Source organism: Burkholderia sp. RF7-non_BP4 (assembly GCF_001521935.1).
GTDB lineage: Bacteria > Pseudomonadota > Gammaproteobacteria > Burkholderiales > Burkholderiaceae > Burkholderia > Burkholderia diffusa.
Genome location: NZ_LOTA01000089.1, coordinates 1 through 23,257 on the forward strand (window position 1 = coordinate 1; position 23,257 = coordinate 23,257).

Below are 23,257 nucleotides of genomic sequence, written 5' to 3' on the forward strand. Positions count from 1 at the left end.
GAGACAGACTCGTTATAGGGTCAAGCGAACAAGTGCATGTGGTGGATGCCTTGGCGATCACAGGCGATGAAGGACGCGGTAGCCTGCGAAAAGCTACGGGGAGCTGGCAAACGAGCTTTGATCCGTAGATGTCCGAATGGGGAAACCCACTCCTTTTGGAGTATCCATGGCTGAATACATAGGCCATGCGAAGCGAACGCGGTGAACTGAAACATCTAAGTAACCGCAGGAAAAGAAATCAACCGAGATTCCCAAAGTAGTGGCGAGCGAAATGGGATGAGCCTTGCACTCTTTATTTGTATTGTTAGCCGAACGCTCTGGAAAGTGCGGCCATAGCAGGTGATAGCCCTGTAGGCGAAAACAGTATGAAAGAACTAGGTGTGCGACAAGTAGGGCGGGACACGTGAAATCCTGTCTGAAGATGGGGGGACCATCCTCCAAGGCTAAATACTCGTGATCGACCGATAGTGAACCAGTACCGTGAGGGAAAGGCGAAAAGAACCCCGGGAGGGGAGTGAAATAGATCCTGAAACCGCATGCATACAAACAGTCGGAGCCTCGTAAGGGGTGACGGCGTACCTTTTGTATAATGGGTCAGCGACTTACGTTCAGTAGCAAGCTTAACCGTATAGGGCAGGCGTAGCGAAAGCGAGTCCGAATAGGGCGTTCAGTTGCTGGGCGTAGACCCGAAACCAGGTGATCTATCCATGGCCAGGATGAAGGTGCGGTAACACGTACTGGAGGTCCGAACCCACTAACGTTGAAAAGTTAGGGGATGAGCTGTGGATAGGGGTGAAAGGCTAAACAAACCTGGAAATAGCTGGTTCTCTCCGAAAACTATTTAGGTAGTGCCTCGTGTCTCACCTTCGGGGGTAGAGCACTGTCATGGTTGGGGGGTCTATTGCAGATTACCCCGCCATAGCAAACTCCGAATACCGAAGAGTGCAATCACGGGAGACAGACATCGGGTGCTAACGTCCGGTGTCAAGAGGGAAACAACCCAGACCGCCAGCTAAGGTCCCCAAATATAGCTAAGTGGGAAACGAAGTGGGAAGGCTAAAACAGTCAGGAGGTTGGCTTAGAAGCAGCCACCCTTTAAAGAAAGCGTAATAGCTCACTGATCGAGTCGTCCTGCGCGGAAGATGTAACGGGGCTAAGCTATATACCGAAGCTGCGGATGCGTGCTTGCACGCATGGTAGGAGAGCGTTCCGTAAGCCTGCGAAGGTGCCTTGTAAAGGGTGCTGGAGGTATCGGAAGTGCGAATGCTGACATGAGTAGCGATAAAGGGGGTGAAAGGCCCCCTCGCCGTAAGCCCAAGGTTTCCTACGCAACGTTCATCGGCGTAGGGTGAGTCGGCCCCTAAGGCGAGGCAGAAATGCGTAGCTGATGGGAAGCAGGTCAATATTCCTGCACCATTGTTAGATGCGATGGGGGGACGGATCGCGGAAGGTTGTCCGGGTGTTGGAAGTCCCGGTCGCTGCATTGGAGAAGGCGCTTAGGCAAATCCGGGCGCAGGATTCAAGGGTGTGGCGCGAGCTCCTTAGGGAGCGAAGCAATTGGAAGTGGTTCCAAGAAAAGCCTCTAAGCTTCAGTCTAACGATGACCGTACCGCAAACCGACACAGGTGGGCGAGATGAGTATTCTAAGGCGCTTGAGAGAACTCGGGAGAAGGAACTCGGCAAATTGGTACCGTAACTTCGGGATAAGGTACGCCCTTGTAGCTTGACTGGCCTGCGCCAGGAGGGTGAAGGGGTTGCAATAAACTGGTGGCTGCGACTGTTTAATAAAAACACAGCACTCTGCAAACACGAAAGTGGACGTATAGGGTGTGACGCCTGCCCGGTGCCGGAAGATTAAATGATGGGGTGCAAGCTCTTGATTGAAGTCCCGGTAAACGGCGGCCGTAACTATAACGGTCCTAAGGTAGCGAAATTCCTTGTCGGGTAAGTTCCGACCTGCACGAATGGCGTAACGATGGCCACACTGTCTCCTCCCGAGACTCAGCGAAGTTGAAGTGTTTGTGATGATGCAATCTACCCGCGGCTAGACGGAAAGACCCCATGAACCTTTACTGTAGCTTTGCATTGGACTTTGAACCGATCTGTGTAGGATAGGTGGGAGGCTATGAAACCGGAACGCTAGTTTCGGTGGAGCCGTCCTTGAAATACCACCCTGGTTTGTTTGAGGTTCTAACCTTGGCCCGTGATCCGGGTCGGGGACAGTGCATGGTAGGCAGTTTGACTGGGGCGGTCTCCTCCCAAAGCGTAACGGAGGAGTACGAAGGTACGCTAGGTACGGTCGGAAATCGTGCTGATAGTGCAATGGCATAAGCGTGCTTAACTGCGAGACCGACAAGTCGAGCAGGTGCGAAAGCAGGTCATAGTGATCCGGTGGTTCTGTATGGAAGGGCCATCGCTCAACGGATAAAAGGTACTCTGGGGATAACAGGCTGATACCGCCCAAGAGTTCATATCGACGGCGGTGTTTGGCACCTCGATGTCGGCTCATCTCATCCTGGGGCTGTAGCCGGTCCCAAGGGTATGGCTGTTCGCCATTTAAAGAGGTACGTGAGCTGGGTTTAAAACGTCGTGAGACAGTTTGGTCCCTATCTGCCGTGGGCGTTGGATATTTGAAGGGGGCTGCTCCTAGTACGAGAGGACCGGAGTGGACGAACCTCTGGTGTACCGGTTGTCACGCCAGTGGCATCGCCGGGTAGCTATGTTCGGAAGAGATAACCGCTGAAAGCATCTAAGCGGGAAACTCGCCTTAAGATGAGATATCCCTGGGGACTAGATCCCCTTGAAGGGTCGTTCGAGACCAGGACGTTGATAGGTCAGGTGTGTAAGCGCAGTAATGCGTTCAGCTAACTGATACTAATTGCCCGTAAGGCTTGATCCTATAACAAGTCTGTTTCGACAGTCGTTAGCGCTTCAGCGCTTACGAATGTCGAACGTCGAGTGCAAAGCACTCGACGTACTGCGGTTGAAGTACCGCGTACGTGTGAGATACAGCTCACAACCTAATTACTGCTTCTTCCCAGATTGGTTCTGTTGGCCATGCCAGCAGGACAACCCTCTTTGCCTGATGACCATAGCGAGTCGGTCCCACCCCTTCCCATCCCGAACAGGACCGTGAAACGACTCTACGCCGATGATAGTGCGGATTCCCGTGTGAAAGTAGGTAATCGTCAGGCTCCCTTAGCCAGAAACCCCCGCCCGACCAGGCGGGGGTTTTTGCATTGGGGCGGCGGAAATGCGAGTGCAGGCAATCGAACCTCTCCGTTTGCGGCCCAAGCGCGTCGCCGGAATCCAGCGCTTTCCATCATCCCGGACCAATCCCCCGCCGATTCGCTGCAATCTCCAGCCAGGGAGGCGACTCGGGCCGGTTCGGCAAGGCACTTCTAACACCCGCTCCACGTCCGTATCGTCGCATCGGCAATTCGGAGCCGGTCCAGCATCGATATTTTTCATCCGTCATCCCCGTTTTCTCACTGCACAGGCGGGAAATTCGCGCGAAATGAGGCCTTATTCGGCCCATCCACGTAAAATTTGCGAATCTCCACCCCAGTCGCATCCAGAACGATGAACGCCGCCATTCAGATAGCTCGGGCCGTTTGCCCTCACGATTGTCCGGATACGTGCGCAATGCGCGTGACCGTCGAAAACGGCCGGGCCATCAAGGTGACGGGCGATCCCGACCATCCGCCCACGCAGGGCGTGTTGTGTACGAAAGTCAGCCGATATGCCGACCGCGTTCATCATCCCGACCGGCTCACCGTTCCCCTCAAGCGCATCGGCGCGAAGGGGGAAGGGCGCTTCGTGCCGATCAGCTGGAGCGAAGCACTTGACGAGATCGGTCGTCGTCTCGGGGAAATCGCCGCGCGCGCGCCGGAGGCGATCGTGCCGTACAGCTACGCGGGAACGATGGGACTCGTGCAGGGCGAAGGCATTGCACAGCGGTTCTTCCATAAGCTCGGTGCGTCCCGGCTTGAGCGGACCATCTGCGCCGCAGCCGGTGCAGCGGGGCTGCGCTACACGTATGGTGGAAGCGTCGGCATGCATCTCGAGCATTTCGAGGAAAGCGAACTGATCCTGATCTGGGGCGCCAACCCGATCGCATCCAGTCTGCATTTCTGGACCCGAGCGCAGGAAGCCAAGCGTCGAGGCGCCCGTCTGGTCGCGATCGATCCCTACCGCTCGCTGACGGCCGAGAAATGCCATCAGCACATCGCGTTGAAACCGGGCACCGACGGCGCGTTCGCGCTCGGCATGATGCATGTGCTGATTACCGAAGATCTGCTCGATCACGACTACATCGCGCGTCATACGCTCGGCTTCGACGCGCTCAAGGCGCGAGCCCTGTCCTATCCGCCGGAGCGTGTCGCGCAAATCTGCGGCATCGAAGCGTCGGAATTGATCGAACTCGCACGTCGTTACGGCGCGACCCGCAAGGCGTCGATTCGCCTCAATTACGGCATGCAGCGCGTGCGCGGCGGCGGCAATGCCGTGCGCGCGATAGCGAGCCTGCCCGCGCTGACAGGCGCGTGGCGCGACCGGGCCGGCGGGCTTCTGCTGTCGTCGTCGGAATCCGCACCGGTCAATCAGGCGGGGCTGCTGCGTCCGGATCTGATGCCCGGCTGGCCTCACAAACTGCCGCGCATCATCAACATGAATGCAATCGGCGATGCGCTGCTGCATCCGGGCGACGCCACCTTCGGGCCGAAGCTCGAAGCGGTGATCGTCTACAACTCGAATCCCGTCGCGGTCGCGCCCGACTCGTCGAAAGTTGCCGCCGGGTTCGCGCGCGAAGATCTGTTCACGGTCGTTCTAGAGCACTTCAAGACAGATACGGTCGATTTCGCCGACATTGTGTTGCCGGCCACGACGCAACTCGAGCATCTCGACGTCCACAAGTCGTACGGCCACACCTATGTGATGGCGAATCTACCGGCAATTCCGCCAGTCGGCGACGCACGGCCGAACACGGAAATCTTTCGGGGCATCGCACGCAGCATGGGGCTCGACGAGCCCGCGCTTTATCACAGTGACGAAGAGGTTGCGCAGACGGCGCTCCGTTGGGACGATCCGGCACTCGACAGCGATTGGGACACGTTGAAGCGTGCCGGCTGGCTGAAGCTCAAGGTGGCGGACGCGCCTTTCGCGAATGGCGGCTTTCGCACACCGTCCGGCAAATGCGAGTTCTACAGTGCGCGGCTCGAGCAGATGGGCATGGACCCGGTGCCTGATTATCTGCCGCCGTTCGAATCGGCGGAGGCCGCGCCTGAACTCGCCGCTCGCTATCCACTGGCGATGATTTCCCCGCCGGCCCGCCACTTCCTGAACAGCACGTTCGTGAACGTGGACAGCCTGCGCAGTACGGAAGGCCAGCCGCACCTCGATATACACCCGGCCGACGCCGACGCGCGCGGCATCGGGGAGGGCGACATCGTGCGCATCTTCAACGACCGCGGATCGATGCAGGCGGTCGCGAGAGTGACCGATCGTGCGCGCGCGGGGCTCGTCGTCGGACTGTCGATCTGGTGGAAGAAACTGTCGGCGGATGGACGGAACGCGAACGAAGTGACGAGCCAGGCGCTGACCGATCTCGGCAACTCGGCGACGTTTTACGATTGTCTGGTGGAAGTTGAGCGGATTTGACCGAACTTCTTGATACCATCAGACGAATGTATCCGAAAGTTCGAAGTGGGCATCTAACCCTGTTGTCTCAGCATGGACGAGCCGCTACGATGCGTTTTAGCACGACCATTCGAAAATCTGTGAGGAGACGCGAAGTATGAACAAAATTTGGCTGAAATCGTACCCACCCGGCGTTCCAGCCGAAATTGACGCGTCCCCGTATCCTTCCATCCCGGATCTCCTCGACGAAAGCTTCAGGCAGTATCGTGACCGCAAGGCGTTCGTCTGCATGGGCAAGAGCATCACGTACGGCGAACTCGATGCGCTGTCGCGCCAGTTCGGCGCGTGGTTGCAGTCGCGCGGCCTGAAGCGCGGCGCGCGCGTCGCGCTCATGATGCCGAACGTGCTGCAGTACCCGGTGGCGATCGTCGCGGTGCTCCGCGCGGGCTTCACCGTCGTCAACGTCAACCCGCTCTACACGCCGCGCGAGCTCGAACATCAGCTGAAGGACAGCGGAGCGGAGGCGATCGTCATTCTCGAGAATTTCGCGTCGACGCTGCAGGCCGTCATCGCCAATACTGCGGTCAAGCATGTCGTGGTCGCGTCGATGGGCGATCTGCTGGGCATCAAGGGCTGGCTCGTCAATTACGTCGTGCGCAACGTGAAGAAGATGGTGCCGGCGTGGCAGCTTCCGTCGTTCACGCGCTTCAAGGCCGCGCTGTCGGAAGGTGCGCGGCAGACCTTCAAGGCAGAGAAGCTCGGCCCCGACGACGTCGCGTTCCTCCAGTACACGGGCGGTACGACGGGTGTCGCGAAGGGCGCGACGCTGCTGCACCGGAACATCGTGTCGAACGTGCTGCAGGCGGGCGCATGGCATCATCCGGCGCACGAGAAGTACCCCGAGGTGAAACAGTTCGTGACGGTTGTCGCGCTGCCGCTCTATCACGTGTTCGCGCTGACGGTCTGCGGCTTCCTGACGATGCGCACGGGCGGCATGGGCGTCCTGATCCCGAATCCGCGCGACATCGGCGGCATGATCAAGGAGTTGAAGGGGTACCAGATCTCGACGATTCCGGCCGTCAACACGCTGTACAACGCACTGCTGAACCATCCCGAATTCAATCAGCTCGACCTGTCGAAGCTCGTGATCGCCAATGGTGGCGGCATGGCGATCCAGGAAGGCGTCGCGAAGCGCTGGTATGAGAAGACCCATACGGCGATCGTCGAGGGCTACGGCCTGTCGGAGACTTCGCCGGTCGCGACCTGCAACCCGGTGACCGCGACCGAATACAGCGGGACGATCGGCCTGCCGCTGCCGTCGACGGAAGTGGCCATCCGCGATGACGCCGGCAACGACGTCGCGCTCGGCGAGCCGGGCGAGATCTGCATCCGCGGGCCGCAGGTCATGGCCGGCTACTGGAACCGTCCGGACGAAACCGCGAAGGTCATGTTCCCGGACGGTTTCTTCAAGACCGGCGACGTCGGCGTGATGGACGCGCGCGGTTACGTGAAGATCGTCGACCGGAAGAAGGACATGATCCTGGTATCCGGTTTCAACGTGTATCCGAACGAGGTCGAGGACGTGGTGGCGTCGCACCCGGGCGTGTTCGAGGTGGCGGCGGTCGGCGTGCCGGACGAGCACTCGGGCGAAGCCGTGAAGCTGTTCGTCGTGAAGAAGGATCCGGCGCTTACCGACAAGGACATCCTCGCGTACTGCAAGGAGCGGCTCACCGGCTACAAGCGGCCGAAACTCGTCGAGTTCCGCACGGAGCTGCCGAAGACGAATGTCGGCAAGATCCTGCGGCGCGAACTGCGCGACGGACGCGCGTAACACCGAAGTCGAATCAACCAGCCCGGCCAGTGCCGGGCTTTTTTATTTGTGGTGCCGGCATCGAGGATGCCGCGTCGTGGTTCGACGGTCGCAGTAACGGCGCGCGTTCTACCGGGATGCGCCGTGGCCGACGGAGCGGCTCGATCGGGCCGCCGCCGGCCGCGATCCGTATGGCGCGGTACCTCGGTGCGTGCCACCCGCCGGCAGCGGCGGCCTTCACGTCGATGAGACGTCGCGAACGGTTCGCCGCCCACCGCTTCGCCGCCGCAAAAGAAAAAGGCGCCCGAAGGCGCCTTCAATATGCTGCGGCTTGTCAGTCAAGCTGATTAGAACTTGTGACGGATGCCGACGCGCGCTGCAACCTGGTTGCTGGTGCTCGACGGGTCGAGACCGTTGATCGACGCCGTTGCCGGAATGACCTCGCCCTTCGAGTTCAGCGCGTTGCCCGACGCATGCTGGTACACGCCGATCACGTAGACGTCCGTGCGCTTGGACAGGAAGTAGTCGACGCCCAGCGAGCCTTGGTGGTACTTGGCTGCCGAGTTGCCGTCGATCTTGCTGCCTTGCGTGTAGTCGTACGCCGCGCCGACGATCAGCGCCGGGGTCAGCTGATACTTGAAGTTGATTTCGCCGTTGTTGAACGTCGCGGTCTGGTTCACGAACGGACCGACCGAGAAGCCCTTGAACTTCGTGTTCGAGTACGTTGCGCCGATCGTTGCTGCGCCGAACGTATACGCACCGCCCGCACCGATGACCTGGTACGTGTTCGCGCTGTTCGCATATGCGCCGTAGACCGGCGACGACACGGCCGTCGCTGCAGCCGACGCGCCGGTGTTGAACATGCCGCCGAAGTTCGCCGGCGTGCGTGCGTTCAAGTAGCCGACACCCAACACCAGCGGGCCGTTGTTGTAACCGGCGCCGAGCGACCAGACCTGGTTCTTCGAGAACTGGCCGGCTTGACCGCCGAAGCTGTACAGGCCGCCGAACGAGAAGCCGCCGTAGGTCGGGCTCGTGTACTTGACCGCGTTGTTCACGCGATATGCGTTGTTGAAGTTGTCGAGGTCGCCCGGGTGAGCAGCGATGTAGCCGCCCCACTGGTCGCCTGCCTCGAGCGGGCCGACGAAGTCGACGACGGAGTCGTACTGGCGACCCAGCGTGACCGTACCGTACTGGCTCGACAGGCCGACGTAAGCCTGGCGGCCGAACATCAGGCCGCCCTGGCCCAGCTTGCCGGAGTTGACGTCGAAACCGTTTTCGAGCACGAAGATCGCCTTCAGGCCGCTGCCCAGATCTTCGGTGCCGCGCAGGCCGAAGCGGCTGCCTTGCATCACGCCGCTTGCCAGACCGTACAAGTGGCCGCCCTTGGCGTTGTTGTTGAAGATGAAGCCTTCATCGATGATGCCGTAGAGCGTCACGCTGCTTTGCGCATGGGCTGCGCCAGCAAACGCGCCCAGCGCGACGAGCGCGAGAAGCGACTTTTTCATTAACGGATCTCCAAGAAACACTGAATTTTTTTGGCGGGGCGGATAGTTATGTTGTGTTGACGGGCCCCGTCAACTTCGCAAGAAGTTGCACGTAATGTAGCAAAGCCGATTTTTCCGACAAAGCGAAATGCCGTGGCGCAAGGCTGCCATGTTTCCTTTATGCAACAATGGTTAAAATCACGGGTTAACCGCAATTTCCGCTGAATAATCAAGTCGGTTACGCAGCGGAGCACGTGCCTTTGCCGCCCGCGGCAGCACACGCAGCCAGGAGAACAGGATGGTGTTGGATGAACTGATCAGCGAATTCGATCGCGGCCTGCGATCGCTGACCGGCATTAGCCGGATGAGCCGCCCGGTGCCCGCGCCGGCGGAGCCACCGGCCGGCGAACTGACGCCCGCGGAGCGCACGCACGCCGCCGGGCTGATGCGCGTGAACCATGTCGGCGAGGTCTGCGCGCAGGCGCTTTATCAGGCGCAGAAGCTGACCGCGCGCTCGTCGTCGTCGAAGGCGATGTTCGAGGAAGCCGCGCGCGAGGAGGAGGATCATCTCGCGTGGACCGCGCATCGGCTGAAGGAACTCGATTCGCGTCCGAGCCTGCTCAACCCGCTGTGGTACGCGGGCGCGCTCGCGATCGGCGTCGTCGCCGGCACGCTGGGCGACAAGGTCAGCCTCGGCTTCATGGCGGAGACGGAGCGCCAGGTCGAGAGCCATCTCGACGGGCACCTGTCCGAGCTGCCGCCGACCGACACGGCGTCGCGTGCGATCGTCGAGCAGATGCGGCTCGACGAGGTGAAGCACGGCAAGGCCGCGACCGACGCCGGCGGGATCGAGCTGCCGCTGCCCGCGCGGATGCTGATGCGTGCCGCGTCGAAAGTCATGACGAGCACTGCATACTATCTCTGACATTTGGGCCGGGGCGGCGCGCGACGCCGTCCTGGTTCGCCGTCCCCGATACCGCCCGTTTTTTCCGCGTTTTCCCGCCCCCGAAAGCCCCGTCCGCACGCCAGTCTGGCCCGCCTTTCTCACGTATCACCTTCACAAGTTGCACTAGCTCATTCATTTATAACGGTTTTTGGTATGAGGGGCCGCATGAGCATGCGCGCGTAAGTCCTTGTTCTAACTAACAAAATTCGTCAAAAAACCGGGCCGCTCCCTTGACCGTGCCAAACCCTTCCACTAAAGTGGGAGACAGTGTGAGAAAGTGTATTTTTGTGTGATTTAGCGGGCCATTCGGGCTAAATTCTTGAGCATTGAGCGGGTGCTTCGGTGCCCTGAACGGGAGAGCGGAAAGTGTTCCAAGGGGCGTCGGCGCTGACGCTCGATGCGAAAGGGCGGATGTCGGTGCCGGCTCGCTATCGCGAAGCGCTGCAAGGACAGGCAGAAGGACGGGTGACTGTGACCAAGCACCCGGACGGCTGCCTGTTGCTGTTTCCGCGCCCCGAATGGGAAGTATTCCGCGCCAAGATCGCCGCGCTGCCGATGGACGCGCATTGGTGGCGGCGAATTTTTCTCGGCAATGCGATGGATGTCGATCTCGACAGCGCAGGCCGGATTCTCGTATCGCCCGAGCTGCGGATGGCGGCCGGACTGGAAAAGGAAGTCATGTTGTTGGGAATGGGTAGTCACTTCGAGCTGTGGGATTCGCAGACCTACATCGCGAGGGAGCAGGCAGCGATGGCGCAGGGCATGCCCGACGCGCTGAAGAACTTCACGTTCTGATTGCGGTGACGGAGACGCCCGCGATGGGAAACGAATTGCAGCATCGGACCGTACTGTTGGACGAAGCGGTCGATTCGCTCGTGACGCGGCCGGACGGCATTTATGTCGACGGCACGTTCGGGCGCGGCGGTCATAGCCGCGCGGTGCTCGCGCGGCTGGCGCCGGGCGGCCGGCTGATCGCGTTCGACAAGGATCCGAGGGCGATCGAGACGGCGCAGCGCATCGAGGATGCGCGCTTCTCGATCGTGCATGACAGCTTTGCATCGATGCGCGACGCGCTTGCGGCGCGCGGTGTCGAGAAGGTGTCGGGTGTGTTGCTGGACCTGGGCGTGTCCTCGCCGCAGGTGGACGATCCGGCGCGCGGCTTCAGCTTTCGCGCGGATGGCCCGCTGGACATGCGAATGGACCCGACGCGCGGCGAGTCGGCGGCCGAGTGGCTCGCGCGGGCTTCGGTGCAGGAATTGACGGAGGTGATACGAGATTATGGGGAAGAACGGTTTGCTTTTCAGATTGCAAAGGCGCTTGTTGCTCGCCGGGCAGAGTCCGACCGTCTTGGGCCTCTCGACACCACGGGCGAGCTTGCCCAAATCGTGGGTAACGTCGTCAAAACCCGTGAGAAGGGCAAGGATCCGGCAACCCGCACCTTTCAGGCTATACGGATTCACGTCAATCAAGAGCTTGCGGACCTGCAAGTCGTACTAGACGCGGCATTGTCGTTGCTGGAGCAAGGGGGGCGGCTGGTGGTCATCAGCTTTCATTCACTCGAGGACCGGATCGTCAAGCGATTCATGCAGGCGCACGCGAGTGCGCCCGCGGTCGATCGTCGCCTGCCGATCCGCGCCGTCGACCTCCCGAGCCCGCCGCTCAAGATCATCAGCCGTCAGTTCCCGAGCGAGGCGGAAGTCGCCGCGAATCCGCGCGCCCGGTCGGCCGTGATGCGCATCGCGGAGCGCGTCACGCCATGAGCCGCTTCAACATCTTCCTGCTGATCATCGTGATGGGCTGCGCGCTGTCGGTCGTCAACTCGACGAACCAGCAGCGCCAGATCTTCATTCAGCTGCAGCGCGCGCAGTCGCAGGAGCGTCAGCTCCAGCAGGACTACGCGCAGCTTCAATATCAGCAGAGCGCGCTGTCCAAGACGTCCCGCATCGAGCAGCTCGCGAACGATTCGCTGAAGATGCAGCCGATCACGACGGGGCGCACCCAGTACCTGACGCTGCCGTCGGGCGCCGCGAAGGCGATCGACGCGCCGATTCCCGCGTCGGCCGATACGGCCACCAAGGGCAACGGAGGCGCGCGATGAAGCCGTCGCAAAAGCGCCAGGACGTGAAGTTCTCGTCGAGCCCCGTGCTCGGCGTGCACCTGCCGATGTGGCGCTCGAAACTCGTCGTGTTCCTGCTGTTCATGGCGTTCGTCGCGCTCGCCGCGCGGGCATTCTGGATCCAGGGCCCCGGCAACGCGTTCTATCAGAAGCAGGGCGAGAGCCGCTACCAGCGCACGATCGAGCTGCCGGCCACGCGCGGCAAGATCCTCGACCGTAACGGGCTCGTGCTCGCGACGAGTCTGCCCGTGCGCGCGATCTGGGCGATTCCGGACGCCGTGCCGGACGATCTCGACGCCGGCAAGGTCAACCAGCTCGGCAAGCTCCTCGGCATGACGCCGAAGGAACTGCGCGTGAAGCTGTCGCAGGACAAGGGTTTCGTCTACGTAAAGCGCCAGGTGCCGATCGACGTCGCGGACAAGGTCGCCGCGCTCGACATTCCCGGTATCTATCAGCGCAACGAATACAAGCGCTTCTATCCGGAAGGCGAGATCACCGCTCACCTGATCGGCTTCACGAACGTCGAGGACGAAGGGCAGGAGGGCGTCGAACTCGGCGACCAGAAGATGCTGTCCGGCACATCCGGCGTGCGCCGCGTGATCAAGGACCGGATGGGGCACATCGTCGAGGACGTCGCCGAACAGATTCCGCCGCACAACGGGACGGACGTCGACCTGTCGATCGACAGCAAGATCCAGTACATCGCGTATGCGAACCTGAAGGCCGCCGTCGAGAAGTTCAAGGCGAAGGCCGGCGCGGCGATGGTCGTCGACGTGCGCACCGGCGAGGTGCTGGCGCTCGTCAACTACCCGACGTACAACCCGAACGACCGCTCGCGCATGACGGGCGAGCAGTTGCGCAACCGGATCATGACCGACGTGTTCGAACCGGGTTCGATCATGAAGCCCTTTACGGTGTCGCTCGCGCTCGATCTGCACCGCGTGACGCCGAATACGCTCGTCGAGACGGGCAACGGGCATTTCGTGCTCGACGGCGCTCCGATCACCGACGACGCAGGTTTCGGCACGCTGACGGTCGGCGGCGTGATCCAGAAGTCGAGCAACATCGGTGCGACGAAGATCGCGATGACGATGCGGCCCGAGGAAATGTGGAATATGTATACGAGCATCGGCCTCGGCCAGGCGCCGAAGGTCGGGTTCCCGGGCGCGGTGGCCGGTCGGCTGCGTCCGTGGAAGAGCTGGCGCCGCATCGAGCAGGCGACGATGTCGTACGGCTACGGCCTGTCGGTGTCGCTGTTCCAGCTCGCGCGCGCCTACACGGCGATCGCGCATGACGGCGAGCTGATGCCCGTGACCATTTTCAAGACCGACCCCAATCAGCCGATCGTGGGCACGCAGGTGTTCAACCCGACCACCGCGCGCGAAGTGCGCGCGATGCTCGAAACGGTGGTGGCGCCGGGCGGCACGTCGCCGGATGCGGCCGTGCCGGGTTATCGGGTCGGCGGCAAGAGCGGTACCGCGTACAAGCATGAAGGTCACGGCTACACGCGCAAGTACCGCGCGTCGTTCGTCGGCATGGCGCCGATGCCGAATCCGCGCGTCGTGATCGCGGTGTCGGTCGACGAGCCGACCGCCGGCAGCCACTTCGGCGGCCAGGTGTCGGGCCCCGTATTCTCGGCGATCGCGGGCGATACGATGCGCGCGCTGAACGTGCCGCCGAACATGCCGATCAAGCAGCTCGTCGTGTCCGACGACGCGCCTGGCGCGCCCGCCGGGACGGGCCCGCAAAAGCTCGCCGCGGGCGGCGGCGCGAAGCATATGATCGTATCCAGCACGACACGTAATTCACCAGGAGTTGTTCGATGAGCGCCGCTCGCAGTTCCCATCCGGCGCATCAGCAGATCGCGGCCGCGCTTGCGTGGCTGCGCCAGCATGTGGCCCCCGCGGCGCAACTGCATGCCGACACGCGCAGCCTGAAGGCCGGCGACGTGTTCCTCGGCTATGCGGTCGACGGGGCAGACAATCGCGCCTTCATTTCCGATGCCGTCGCGCGCGGCGCGGCCGCCGTGCTGTATCAGCCGGAAGGCCTCGAAGCCGCGCCGGCCGTGCCCGTCGCACTCGCGGTGCCGGCGCTCGACCAGCTGGCCGGCGAGATCGCCAGCGGCTGGTACGGCGACCCGAGCGACAGCCTGCTCGCCATCGGCGTGACCGGCACCAACGGCAAGACGTCCTGCACGCAATGGATCGCGGCCGCGCTGACGGCGCTGCACCAGCCGTGCGCGCTGATCGGCACGCTCGGCAGCGGCATGCCGGGGCAGCTGGTGCCGACCGGTTTCACGACACCTGATGCGCCGCAGCTGCAGCGCAGCCTCGCGCAACTGCACGACGCGGGCGCGAAGGCCGTCGCGATGGAAGTGTCTTCGCACGCGCTGCATCAGGGCCGCGTGAACGGCACGGCATTCGACATCGCCGTCTTCACGAACCTCACGCAGGATCACCTCGACTATCACGGCACGTTCGACGCGTACGAAGCGGCGAAGTCGAAGCTGTTCGCGTGGCGCGGTCTGCGCGCGGCGGTCGTCAATCGCGACGACGAAGCCGGCCGCCGGCTGCTCGAGAAGCTGGCCGGCCGCGTGCGCACGATCGCATACGGGATCGGCGACGCGCAGGCGGCCGACGCCGATCGCGAGCTGGTCGCGATCGACGTGCGCGCGACCGCCACGGGCACGGCTTTCCGCCTGCGCTCGTCGTGGGGCGACGCGGACGTCGAGGTCGGCACGCTCGGCACGTTCAACGTCAGCAACCTGCTCGCGGTGCTCGGCTCGCTGCTCGCGGCCGACGTGCCGTTCGACGCGGCCGTCGCGGAGATTGCGCGGCTCGAGTCCGTCAACGGGCGCATGCAGCGCCTTGGCGGCCGGCTGCAGAACGACGAACCGCTGGTCGTGATCGACTACGCGCACACGCCCGATGCGCTCGACAAGACGCTCGATGCATTGCGCCCGATCGCGGCGGCGCGCGGCGGGCGGCTCGTCTGCATGTTCGGCTGCGGCGGCGATCGCGACGCGACGAAGCGCCCGCTGATGGGCGCGATCGCCGAGCGGCTCGCCGACGAAGTCGTCGTCACGAGCGACAATCCGCGCAGCGAGGATCCGCAGCGCATCATCGACCAGGTCATCGCGGGGATGACCGCGCCCGATCGCGCACGCCGCATCGAGGATCGCGCGAGCGCGATTCTGCAGGCCGTGCGCGGTGCCGCCCGCGAGGACGTCGTCGTGCTGGCCGGCAAGGGGCACGAGGCGACGCAGGAAATCATGGGCAAGAAGCGCGCGTTCTCCGATCAGGATCACGCGCGGCTCGCGCTCGCGGCACGCGCGACGCACGGCAAGGGAGGCGGCGAATGACGATGCTCAGTCTCGGCGAAGCCGCGCGCCTGATTCCCGGCGCGACCGTCCACGGCGATCCGGACACCACCTTCGAGCGCGTGTCGACGGACAGCCGCACGGTCGGCCCGGGCGACCTGTTCGTCGCGCTGAAGGGTGAGCGCTTCGACGCGCACGACTTCCTCGGCGACGTGGCCGCGCGCGGCGCGGCCGCGGCGCTCGTCGCGCATGCGCCGGCGGGCCTTGCGATGCCGGTCGTCGAGGGCGGTGAAACGCGTGCCGCGCTCGGCGCGCTCGCGCACGGCTGGCGCAAGCGCTTCGCGGTGCCGCTCGTCGCGGTGACGGGCAGCAACGGCAAGACGACCGTCAAGGAAATGATCGCGTCGATCTTTACGGCGGCAGTCGGCGCAGACGCGCGGCTGGCGACGGCCGGCAACCTGAACAACGACATCGGCGTGCCGCTGACGCTGCTGCGCCTGTCGGACGCGCATCGCGTCGCGGTGATCGAGCTCGGGATGAATCACCCGGGCGAGACCGAAGTTCTCGCGCGCATCGCGGCGCCGACCGTCGCGCTCGTCAACAATGCGCAGCGTGAACACCAGGAATTCATGGCGACGGTCGAGGCGGTCGCGCTCGAACACGCGGCCGTGATCCACGCGCTGACGCCGGATGGCGTCGCGGTGTTTCCGGCCGACGACGCGTACGCCGGTATCTGGCGTGTCGCGGCGACCGGCAACCGGATTCTCGATTTCGCGCTGCACGACGCCGAACGGCAGATCGATGCGCAGGTCACGGGCCGTCTGCACGGCGGCGAGCTTGCGATCGACACGCCGTCCGGCTCGGTGACGGTGCGGCTGCGCGCACTCGGCGAGCACAACGCACGCAACGCCTTGGCGGCCACGGCCGCGACGCTCGCGGCCGGTATCGAGCTGACCGCGATCAAGCAGGGTCTCGAATCGTTCGAGCCGGTCAAGGGCCGTTTGCAGGTCCGGCGAGCGGACGTCGGCGGCCTCGCGGGCGCGACGGTCGTCGACGACACCTACAACGCGAACCCCGATTCGATGCGCGCGGCGATCGACGTGCTGGCCGCACAACCGGCGCCGCGCGTGCTGGTGATCGGCGACATGGGCGAGGTGGGCGACGAAGGCCCGGCATTTCACCGGGAGATCGGCGCATATGCGCGCGAGCGCGGTATCGATGCGCTGTTCGCGCTCGGCGATGCGTCGCGCGATGCATGTACCGCGTACGGCGACACGGCCCGCCATTTCGGCGACGTCGGCGCGCTGGTGACGGCGCTGCTCGCGGCGGGCTACGGCGCGCAGGCAACGGTGCTCGTGAAGGGCTCGCGGTACATGAAGATGGAGCGCGTGGTCGACGCGCTGACGAAACAACCCGCGGCGGGCACGGTGCCCGCGGCACACTGAGTAGAAGGAAGGAAGCATGCTGCTGGCGCTGGCGCAATGGCTGCAAGGAGACGCAAGCTTTTTGCGCTTGTTCACGTACCTGACGTTCCGTGCGGTGATGGCTACCATCACCGCGCTCGGGATCGGGCTCGTGTGCGGACCGTGGGTGATCCGCAAGCTGACGCAAATGAAGGTCGGGCAGGCCGTGCGCAAGGACGGCCCGCAGAGCCATCTCGTCAAGTCCGGCACGCCGACGATGGGCGGCGTGCTGATCCTGATCGGCATCGCGGTCGCGACGCTGCTGTGGGGCGACCTGACGAACCGTTTCATCTGGATCGTGATGCTCGTCACGTTCGGCTTCGGCGTCATTGGCTGGGTCGATGACTACCGCAAGGTCGTCTACAAGGACCCGCGCGGGATGTCGTCGCGCGAAAAGTATTTCTGGCAGTCGGTGATCGGGCTGTTCGCGGCGGTCTACCTCGCATTCAGCGTGTCCGAGGCGAACAACGTGCGTGTGTTCGACCTGTTCATGGCGTGGGTGCGCAGCGGCCTGTCGATGGGGCTGCCCGCGCGGGCCGACCTGATGTTGCCGTTCCTGAAGTCGATCAGCTACCCGCTGGGCGTCTGGGGCTTCATCGTCCTGACCTACTTCGTGATCGTCGGCGCGAGCAACGCGGTGAACCTGACCGACGGCCTCGACGGTCTCGTGATCATGCCGGTCGTGCTGGTCGGTGCGTCGCTCGGCGTGTTCGCGTACGTGATGGGCAGCTCGGTCTATTCGAAATACCTGCTGTTCCCGCACATCCCGGGCGCCGGTGAATTGCTGATCTTCTGCTCCGCGATGGGCGGGGCAGGGCTCGCGTTCCTCTGGTACAACACGCACCCCGCGCAGGTGTTCATGGGCGACGTCGGCGCGCTGGCGCTCGGCGGCGCGCTCGGCACGGTCGCGGTGATCGTGCGCCAGGAAATCGTGCTGTTCATCATGGGCGGCATCTTCGTCGCGGAAACGCTGTCGGTGATGCTGCAGGTGTCGTGGTTCAAGTACACGAAGAAGCGTTACGGCGAAGGGCGGCGCCTTCTGAAGATGGCACCGCTGCATCACCATTTCGAATTGTCCGGCTGGAAGGAAACGCAGGTGGTGGTGCGTTTCTGGATCATCACGCTGATGCTGTGCCTGTTCGGTCTGTCCACCCTCAAGTTGCGGTAAAGGAAAGGTAACAAGGATGTCTGGCGAGATGTTTGGAGATCGGCAGCGGCCGATGGTGCTCGTACTGGGGCTCGGGGAATCGGGTCTCGCGATCGCGCGATGGTGCGCGAGGCACGGGTGCCGGCTGCGAATTGCCGATACCCGCGAGGCGCCGCCGAACCTTGCCGCGCTGCAGGCCGAAGGCATCGATGCGGAGTTCGTCGGCGGGCCGTTCACGCCTGCGCTGCTCGACGGCGGCGTCGAGATCGTCGGGCTGAGCCCCGGCCTGTCGCCGCTCGAACCGGCACTGGCGGCGCTGATCGCGGCCGCGAACGAGCGCGCGATCGCCGTGTGGGGCGAACTGGAATTCTTCGCGCAGGCGCTGCGCGCGCTCGGCACGAGCGGCTACCAGCCGAAGGTGCTTGCGATCACCGGCACCAACGGCAAGACCACGACGACGAGCCTCACGGGCCTGCTGTGCCAGCGTTCGGGCAAGAAGGTCGCCGTCGCCGGCAACATCAGCCCGGCGATGCTCGACCGGCTCGCGGGCGCGATCGACGATACGGCGTTGCCCGACGTCTGGGTGCTCGAACTGTCGAGCTTCCAGCTCGAGACGGCACGCACGTTCGCGCCGGATGCGGCCGCGATCCTCAACATCACGCAGGATCACCTCGACTGGCACGGCAGCTTCGACGCCTATGCGGCCGCGAAGGGCCGGATCTTCGGCGCGACGACCACGCGCGTGCTCAACCGCGACGATGCGGCCGTGATGAAGTTCGCGCCGGCCGCCGGCGCGGCCGATGCGGCGCGCACGGTCACGTTCGGCCTGAACGAACCGACGCAGGACGGCGACTATGGCCTGTCGCGCGACAACGGCATTGCGTGGCTGGTCGAAGCGGTCGACCGCGACGCGCCGGACGAGACGACGACGAGCCGTCGCCGCAAGCGCGACGGCGCGCATACGCCCGACATCGCGCAGAAGCGCCTGATGCCGGCCGACGCGCTGCGCATCCGCGGGCTGCACAACGCGGCGAACGCGCTGGCCGCGTTCGCGCTTGCACGCGCGATCGACCTGCCGGCCGCGCCGCTGCTGCACGCGCTGCGCGAATATCGCGGCGAGGCGCATCGCGTCGAAGTGATCGCGACGATCGACGACGTGGACTACGTCGACGACAGCAAGGGAACGAACGTCGGCGCGACGGTGGCCGCGCTCGACGGGCTCGCGCAGAAGACCGTGCTGATCGCCGGCGGCGACGGCAAGGGTCAGGATTTCGCGCCGCTGGTCGCGCCGGTCGCGCGCTGGTGCCGTGCGGTGATGCTGATCGGCCGCGATGCGCCGGCGATTCGCGACACGCTCGCCGAAACCGGCGTGCCGCTCGCCGACCACGCGACGCTCGAAGGCGCGGTGCGTGCCGCCGCCGACCTCGCCGAGCCGGGCGATGCGGTGCTGCTGTCGCCCGCGTGCGCGAGCCTCGACATGTTCAGGAACTACGCCCATCGCGCGGATGTGTTCCGCGCGGCGGTGGATGAAATCGCCATCGACAAAGGAGCGACGCCATGAGCTGGTCCGATCGCCTCGTCTCCCGTTTCAACGACCGGCGCGACACCGGCGGCAATGCCGCCGGCGGCCGCGTCGCGTCGGCCACGCGCGCCGCGACCGGCGGCCTCGCGAGCGTCGTCAACGGCGTGCGGCCGAGCCGCTCGCGGATGCTCGATTTCGACTACTCGCTGTTGTGGGTCGCGATCGCGCTGCTCGGGCTCGGCGTGGTGATGGTGTATTCGGCGTCGATCGCGATGCCCGATTCACCGAAATACGCGTCGTATCACGACTATGCGTTCCTGATGCGCCACTGCGTGTCGCTTGGCGTCGCGTTCATCGCGGCGGTGATCGCGTTCCGCGTGCCCGTGTCGACCTGGGACAAATACGCGCCGCATCTCTTCCTGATCGCACTGGTCGGCCTCGTGATCGTGCTGATCCCGCACGTCGGCAAGGGTGTGAACGGTGCGCGCCGCTGGATTCCGCTCGGCATCACGAACATGCAGCCGTCGGAAATCATGAAGCTCGCGGTGACGATCTACGCGGCGAACTACACGGTGCGCAAGCAGGAATACATGCAGAGCTTCGCGAAGGGCTTCCTGCCGATGGCGTTCGCGGTCGGTCTCGTCGGCGCGCTGCTGCTGCTCGAGCCGGACATGGGCGCGTTCATGGTGGTCGCCGCGATCGCGATGGGCGTGCTGTTCCTCGGCGGCGTGAACGGCAAGCTGTTCGGCGGCCTGGTCGCGACGGCCGTCGGCACCTTCACGATGCTCGTATGGCTGTCGCCGTGGCGTCGCGAGCGGATCTTCGCGTACCTCGATCCGTGGGACGAACGCTATGCGCAGGGCAAGGCGTACCAGCTCACGCACTCGCTGATCGCGTTCGGCCGCGGCGAGTGGTTCGGCGTCGGCCTCGGCGGCAGCGTCGAGAAGCTGAACTACCTGCCCGAAGCGCATACCGACTTCATCCTCGCGGTGATCGGCGAGGAGCTCGGCTTCGTCGGCGTGCTGGTCGTGATCCTGCTGTTTTACTGGATCGTGCGCCGCGCGTTCGAGATCGGCCGTCAGGCGCTCGCGCTCGACCGCACGTTCGCGGGCCTGATGGCGAAGGGCATCGGCATCTGGTTCGGCGCGCAGACGTTCATCAACATGGGCGTGAACCTCGGCCTGCTGCCGACCAAGGGCTTGACGCTGCCGCTCGTGAGCTACGGCGGCTCGGGCATCCTGCTGAACTGTGTCGCGCTTGCAGTGCTGTTGCGTGTCGACTATGAAAATCGCGTATTGATGCGGGGAGGGAAGGTATGACCGCGTCGCGACGCACGCTGATGGTGATGGCAGGCGGCACCGGGGGCCACGTGTTCCCGGGGCTCGCCGTCGCGCACCGGATGGAAGCGGCGGGCTGGCGCGTCGTGTGGCTCGGCAATCCGGCCGGGATGGAAGCGACGCTCGTGCCGAAGCACGGCATTCCGATGGAATACGTGCGCTTCGGCGGACTGCGCGGCAAGGGCCTGAAGACCAAGCTGACGCTGCCGTTCAACCTGCTGCGCGCGTGCTGGCAGAGTCTCGGCGCGCTGCGCCGCGTGCGGCCGGACGTCGTGCTCGGGATGGGCGGCTACATCACGTTCCCGGCGGGCGTGATGACCGCGCTGTCGGGCCGCCCGCTCGTGCTGCACGAACAGAATTCGATCGCCGGTCTCGCGAACAAGGTGCTCGCGAAATTCGCGAAGCGCGTGCTCGTTGCGTTCCCCGGCGCACTGCCGCACGCGGAATGGACCGGCAACCCGATTCGCGCGGAACTTGCGCGCACGGAAACGCCCAAAGCACGCTATGCGTCGCGCAGCGGTCCGCTGAACGTGCTGGTCGTCGGCGGCAGTCTCGGCGCCGCCGCGCTGAACGAAGTCGTGCCGCGCGCGCTGGCGCTGCTGGCGCCGGGCGAGCGCCCGCGCATCGTGCACCAGGCCGGCGCGAAGCACATCGACGCGCTGAAGGCGAATTACGAAGCGGCCGGATTCACCGGCGGCGACGACGTGCGGCTCGTGCCGTTCATCGACGACATGGCCACCGCATACGCGGCGGCGGATCTCGTGATCTGCCGCTCCGGCGCGATGACGGTGTCGGAAATCGCGGCGGTGGGCGTGGCGGCGCTGTTCGTGCCGTTCCCGTACGCGGTCGACGACCACCAGACGACCAACGCCGCGTTCCTTGCCGATGCGGGCGCGGCGGTGCTGGTGCAACAACGCGACCTGTCGGCGGAACTGCTTGCCGACTGGCTGCGCGGCCAGTCGCGGGCGTCGCTCGCGGACATGGCGGAGCGTTCGCGCTCGCTGGCGAAGCCCGAGGCCACCGACGAAGTCGCGCGCGTCTGCGCGAAGGTGGCCGGCGCGAACCTGGAACAACTGCAATGAAACACATCGTCAAACACATTCATTTCGTCGGGATCGGCGGCGCGGGCATGAGCGGCATCGCCGAAGTGCTCGTCAACCTCGGCTACGAGGTCAGCGGCTCCGACCTGTCGCGCAACGCGGTGACCGATCGTCTCGCGGCGCTCGGCGCGCGGATCGCGATCGGGCACGACGCGGCGAACATCGAGGGCGCGAACGCGGTCGTCGTGTCGACGGCCGTGCGCTCGGACAACCCCGAAGTGCTCGCCGCGCGCCACCAGCGCGTGCCGATCGTGCAGCGCGCGGTGATGCTCGCGGAGCTGATGCGCCTGAAGCAGGGGATCGCGATCGCCGGCACGCACGGCAAGACCACGACGACGAGCCTCGTCGCGAGCGTGCTCGCGGCGGGCGGGCTGGACCCGACCTTCGTGATCGGCGGCCGGCTGATCAGCGCCGGCGCGAACGCGCGGCTCGGCACGGGCGACTTCATCGTCGCCGAGGCCGACGAGTCGGACGCGTCGTTCCTGAACCTGTATCCGGTGATCGAAGTCATCACGAACATCGACGCCGATCACATGGACACCTACGGCCACGATTTCGCGCGGCTCAAGCAGGCGTTCATCGAATTCACGCAGCGCCTGCCGTTCTACGGCAGCGCGGTGGTGTGCGTCGACGATCCGAACGTGCGGCAGATCATCCCGTTCATTTCGAAGCCGGTCGTGCGCTACGGGCTGTCGCCGGACGCGCAGGTGCGTGCGGAAGACATCGACGCGCGCGACGGCCGCATGCACTTCACGGTGATCCGCGAAGGCCGTGCGCCGCTCGCGGTGGTGCTGAACCTGCCGGGCCTGCACAACGTGCAGAACGCGCTCGCGGCGATCGCGATCGCGACCGATCTCGGCGTGGCGGACGACGCGATCCAGCTGGCGCTGGCGGAATTCAACGGCGTCGGCCGACGCTTCCAGCGCTACGGCGAGGTGCCGAGCGCGGACGGCGGCCACTACACGCTGATCGACGACTACGGCCATCACCCCGTCGAGATGGCCGCGACGATCGCGGCCGCGCGCGGCGCGTTCCCGGGCCGCCGCCTCGTGCTGGCGTTCCAGCCGCACCGCTACACGCGCACGCGCGATTGTTTCGACGACTTCGTCAACGTGCTGTCGACGGTCGACGCGCTGGTGCTGACGGAAGTCTATGCCGCGGGCGAAGCGGCGATCGCGACGGCCAACGGCGACGCGCTGTCGCGTGCGCTGCGCGCGGTGAGCAAGGTTGACCCGGTGTTCGTCGCGACGGTCGACGACGTGCCGGACGCACTGGCCAAGGTCGCGCAGAACGGCGACGTGGTGATCACGATGGGCGCGGGTTCGATCGGCGGCGTGCCGGCGAAGCTCGTGCAACACACACAACAGAAGGCATGA

The 23,257-nt window shown here is 64.4% G+C and carries 15 protein-coding genes and 2 rRNA genes; 16 read left to right on the plus strand and 1 reads right to left on the minus strand.

Translation table 11 applies throughout. The features are described from left to right. The first annotated feature begins 18 nt into the window (after positions 1-18). The 4 genes from WS49_RS27300 (at position 19) to WS49_RS27315 (ending at position 7,468) form a co-directional block, all read left to right on the plus strand. Positions 19-2,899, plus strand: a 23S ribosomal RNA gene (locus WS49_RS27300). Positions 2,900-3,081: 182 nt separating this feature from the next. Further along, positions 3,082-3,194 (plus strand): 5S ribosomal RNA (gene rrf / locus WS49_RS27305). Between the two features lie 388 nt (positions 3,195-3,582). Beyond that, on the plus strand, positions 3,583-5,658 hold the full coding sequence (locus WS49_RS27310) for a molybdopterin-containing oxidoreductase family protein (RefSeq protein WP_059535146.1): 2,076 nt from the start codon (positions 3,583-3,585) through the stop codon (positions 5,656-5,658). A gap of 136 nt (positions 5,659-5,794) precedes the next feature. Then, positions 5,795-7,468, plus strand: a complete 1,674-nt coding sequence (locus tag WS49_RS27315; protein ID WP_059535148.1) for a long-chain fatty acid--CoA ligase — start codon at positions 5,795-5,797, stop codon at positions 7,466-7,468. A gap of 326 nt (positions 7,469-7,794) precedes the next feature. Here WS49_RS27315 and WS49_RS27320 read toward each other — a convergent pair whose 3' ends face one another. After that, a complete protein-coding gene (locus WS49_RS27320; protein WP_059535150.1) occupies positions 7,795-8,952 on the minus strand; it encodes a porin in 1,158 nt (385 codons plus the stop codon). 277 nt (positions 8,953-9,229) lie between these two features. On the opposite strand from WS49_RS27320, the gene coq7 reads away from it, so the two are divergent. From coq7 to murC, 12 genes are all read left to right on the plus strand, one after another. Further along, positions 9,230-9,856, plus strand: a complete 627-nt coding sequence (gene coq7, locus WS49_RS27325) for a 2-polyprenyl-3-methyl-6-methoxy-1,4-benzoquinone monooxygenase (RefSeq protein ID WP_059535152.1) — start codon at positions 9,230-9,232, stop codon at positions 9,854-9,856. A 387-nt stretch (positions 9,857-10,243) separates the two neighbouring features. After that, the gene (mraZ, locus tag WS49_RS27330; RefSeq protein WP_059535154.1) at positions 10,244-10,672 is read left to right on the plus strand and encodes a division/cell wall cluster transcriptional repressor MraZ; all 429 of its coding nucleotides are present in this window, start codon (positions 10,244-10,246) and stop codon (positions 10,670-10,672) included. A gap of 23 nt (positions 10,673-10,695) precedes the next feature. Then, the gene (gene rsmH, locus WS49_RS27335; RefSeq protein WP_059535156.1) at positions 10,696-11,637 is read left to right on the plus strand and encodes a 16S rRNA (cytosine(1402)-N(4))-methyltransferase RsmH; all 942 of its coding nucleotides are present in this window, start codon (positions 10,696-10,698) and stop codon (positions 11,635-11,637) included. Continuing rightward, a complete protein-coding gene (gene ftsL, locus WS49_RS27340; protein ID WP_059535158.1) occupies positions 11,634-11,975 on the plus strand; it encodes a cell division protein FtsL in 342 nt (113 codons plus the stop codon). Before rsmH ends, ftsL begins: the two co-directional genes overlap by 4 nt. Continuing rightward, entirely contained in the window at positions 11,972-13,819 is a 1,848-nt protein-coding gene (locus tag WS49_RS27345; RefSeq protein ID WP_059535159.1) for a peptidoglycan D,D-transpeptidase FtsI family protein, read from the plus strand. The genes ftsL and WS49_RS27345 overlap by 4 nt, the downstream gene beginning before the upstream one ends. After that, complete coding sequence (locus tag WS49_RS27350) at positions 13,816-15,354, plus strand: UDP-N-acetylmuramoyl-L-alanyl-D-glutamate--2,6-diaminopimelate ligase (RefSeq protein WP_059535160.1); 1,539 nt, start codon at positions 13,816-13,818, stop codon at positions 15,352-15,354. The genes WS49_RS27345 and WS49_RS27350 overlap by 4 nt, the downstream gene beginning before the upstream one ends. Further along, on the plus strand, positions 15,351-16,757 hold the full coding sequence (locus WS49_RS27355) for a UDP-N-acetylmuramoyl-tripeptide--D-alanyl-D-alanine ligase (RefSeq protein WP_059535161.1): 1,407 nt from the start codon (positions 15,351-15,353) through the stop codon (positions 16,755-16,757). Before WS49_RS27350 ends, WS49_RS27355 begins: the two co-directional genes overlap by 4 nt. Before the next feature lie 16 nt (positions 16,758-16,773). Then, positions 16,774-17,943, plus strand: coding sequence for a phospho-N-acetylmuramoyl-pentapeptide-transferase (gene mraY / locus WS49_RS27360; protein ID WP_059451891.1), 1,170 nt, complete (start codon positions 16,774-16,776; stop codon positions 17,941-17,943). Positions 17,944-17,971: 28 nt separating this feature from the next. Then, entirely contained in the window at positions 17,972-19,483 is a 1,512-nt protein-coding gene (gene murD / locus WS49_RS27365; RefSeq protein WP_059535164.1) for a UDP-N-acetylmuramoyl-L-alanine--D-glutamate ligase, read from the plus strand. Then, positions 19,480-20,763: a putative lipid II flippase FtsW gene (gene ftsW / locus WS49_RS27370; protein ID WP_059535166.1), complete on the plus strand. Its 1,284-nt coding sequence runs from the start codon at positions 19,480-19,482 to the stop codon at positions 20,761-20,763. Before murD ends, ftsW begins: the two co-directional genes overlap by 4 nt. Beyond that, a complete protein-coding gene (gene murG / locus WS49_RS27375; protein WP_059535168.1) occupies positions 20,760-21,863 on the plus strand; it encodes an undecaprenyldiphospho-muramoylpentapeptide beta-N-acetylglucosaminyltransferase in 1,104 nt (367 codons plus the stop codon). Before ftsW ends, murG begins: the two co-directional genes overlap by 4 nt. Then, complete coding sequence (murC, locus tag WS49_RS27380) at positions 21,860-23,257, plus strand: UDP-N-acetylmuramate--L-alanine ligase (protein WP_059535170.1); 1,398 nt, start codon at positions 21,860-21,862, stop codon at positions 23,255-23,257. Before murG ends, murC begins: the two co-directional genes overlap by 4 nt.